This window comes from Microcoleus sp. C2D2, assembly GCF_036702495.1.
Lineage (GTDB): Bacteria > Cyanobacteriota > Cyanobacteriia > Cyanobacteriales > Microcoleaceae > Microcoleus.
In genome coordinates this window covers 1-1,984 of record NZ_JAUBTO010000356.1, presented here as the reverse complement: position 1 = coordinate 1,984, position 1,984 = coordinate 1, and the positions used below count along the sequence as shown (strand labels likewise).

General features: G+C 41.8%; 3 protein-coding genes. All 3 read right to left on the bottom strand.

The features are described 5' to 3' along the window. Window positions 1-267 precede the first annotated feature (267 nt). Window positions 268-750 carry a hypothetical protein gene (locus QUB61_RS39110; RefSeq protein WP_333135442.1) on the bottom strand — a complete coding sequence of 161 codons (483 nt, stop codon included), beginning with the start codon at window positions 748-750 and terminating at the stop codon, window positions 268-270. A 17-nt stretch (window positions 751-767) separates the two neighbouring features. Beyond that, window positions 768-1,574, bottom strand: coding sequence for a hypothetical protein (locus tag QUB61_RS39105; protein WP_333135440.1), 807 nt, complete (start codon window positions 1,572-1,574; stop codon window positions 768-770). A gap of 2 nt (window positions 1,575-1,576) precedes the next feature. After that, window positions 1,577-1,984 (bottom strand): hypothetical protein (locus QUB61_RS39100; protein WP_333190458.1); only part of this gene is annotated, 408 nt, incomplete at its 5' end.

Genomic DNA, 1,984 nt, shown 5'->3' with positions numbered 1-1,984 from the left:
TAAGAGCCTAATTCACTCTTAAAGCGAAAAATTGCACAGGGAATAGCAATTAATTAAGCAGTGACCGAGCTTATGAACGACTAAAAGCCTCAAGAGCTTGATTCCATTTGAAAGCCCTAAATCACTGTTTCATTAATTGACGGATGATTTGGACTCGATCCGCGACTCCCCATTATTAAGGGAGAGTTTCGGCCGCTGAGTCGAAGCAGCCATCTTCAGGCGGAAATTAATCGCAATGCGACGAAACCAATGTATACCTATTAAATTTTAGTCTTCGACTCGGATAAAAAATGCTCCATCAGGATTATCTTTCAAATTCTTTGCCATCTCTTCAATAGCTCGTTCTATTGCTTCAGGAGTCATCGAACCAAATTCTAGTTCACCTATCACTGCGACATGGGAAGCGGCTGTCTCAAAATCACAGCCGAAAATACCAGCTAGGACTTTGATGGCTACTGTGGATGTGATAGCAGTAGACAAAATTACCTCTTTTTCTTTCTTGGGTAAATCAGTTAAGCTAATACTTGATTGCTGCGACCTATCGTCAGCTATGCGAATAACATTGAGACTAAGTTGACAGCTATCTAGACAATTATCTAGCATTTCTGCTAGCGCCTCTAGCTCTCGGTAGTTGCCTTGACTTTTTAAAATTAAATCAGCGAGTTGAACATCAAGAGCGACAATCTCAGCTTTTATTTCAGGTCGAACTGGGGGCAGCTCGGAGTACCCGTAAGTGAAATTATTGTGCATGGTTTTTATAATTAGATTTAGGATGAATCCGACTCTTTGCCGGATCTATTCGCACGACTGATAACTTTTTGATGAAATTTTGAGAACTTTTTGCCAGGTTTTCTGATAGTAAATCCGTTAGTTTCTCCGCGATCCTCCACAGTAGCGTTTTGCTGAAACTCGGCATCTAGTTGGTCTAAAATCTTCTCTTGCTCTGGAGTGTGTATGGTTGGCTCCTCAGTATCTTGAGGGTTGTATTCATCGGCGATTCTGTCGAGCAGTTCAGAGAAAGATAGACCTGCCGCCGCCGCTTTCTTGGCTAAAAGTGCGTAGGTGTCCTTCTTGATACGGACTTGTTGCAGCCGGGGTTCCGGGTTCTCGTCAATGGTTTCGGTGATGGTAACAGCAGAAATTCTTTCTTTTGGTACAGTGTTCACAACTTCTTGCCACTTACTTATTAAAGGACTATCCCCGTACTGATCCACCGCCGCGTACTTCACCAAAGGGATTGCTTGAGCCACACAATTTGGCAAAATTTTAAAACCAAATTTTATTAATCGCAGGCAAATATCGGCCGCTTTAATAATTTGCTTACAGTAAAAATGTTGCCGCCCTAGCCCTTGCTCGCAGTAAGTTTTAAAATCTTTGAATTTCTCCTTATACAATCGAAATCGGCGGATTGTGTGCAGCATAATGCCCTGGCGCACATAATCTAAAAAACCTCTCTTAATTTCTTTGGTGAGGAAATATACATCGGCAAATTTCCCCTCATCAAGAATTTCAGATTCAAAGTCCAGAAGAGGTTGATATTCCGCCCCCGGTAGCTCTGTCCACTCGTTATCCATAGTTAAAATTCGTGAGAATCCTCATCATCATCCGAACAGTTAAAAGGGATAGGGTCATTTTCAACCTCTGTTGTAACAACTTCAGCAGCAGATTTTAATCCTATAGGTCGATCACCAATAAACAAGGAATAAGAACCAGGGTCAATTCCCAAACGCTCTAAAAAGTTTTGAAGACGTTGCAGTTGAGCGTTGGCAATTTCTATTTTGCTCTCAAGAGACTCAAGAGTTTTTTCTCTCCGAGAAATATGCTTCTCCAAATCATGAAGTTTAAGGAGCATCTGATTTTCAGCACCTGACTGCTGCAACAACTCGTCAACCTGTGTCCTCAAAAAGGCATAACCTTCAGAAAAAGTCTCTACATCAGCAGCAACCTGAATGTCAACTTTGCGGTCAAAATGTCCCCATTCATC

What these genes read in the sequence shown, in the direction of transcription:
- QUB61_RS39110 (WP_333135442.1), bottom strand. Translation starts at nt 750, where the DNA reads ATGCACAATAATTTCACTTACGGGTACTCCGAGCTGCCCCCAGTTCGA.
- QUB61_RS39105 (WP_333135440.1), bottom strand. Translation starts at nt 1,574, where the DNA reads ATGGATAACGAGTGGACAGAGCTACCGGGGGCGGAATATCAACCTCTT.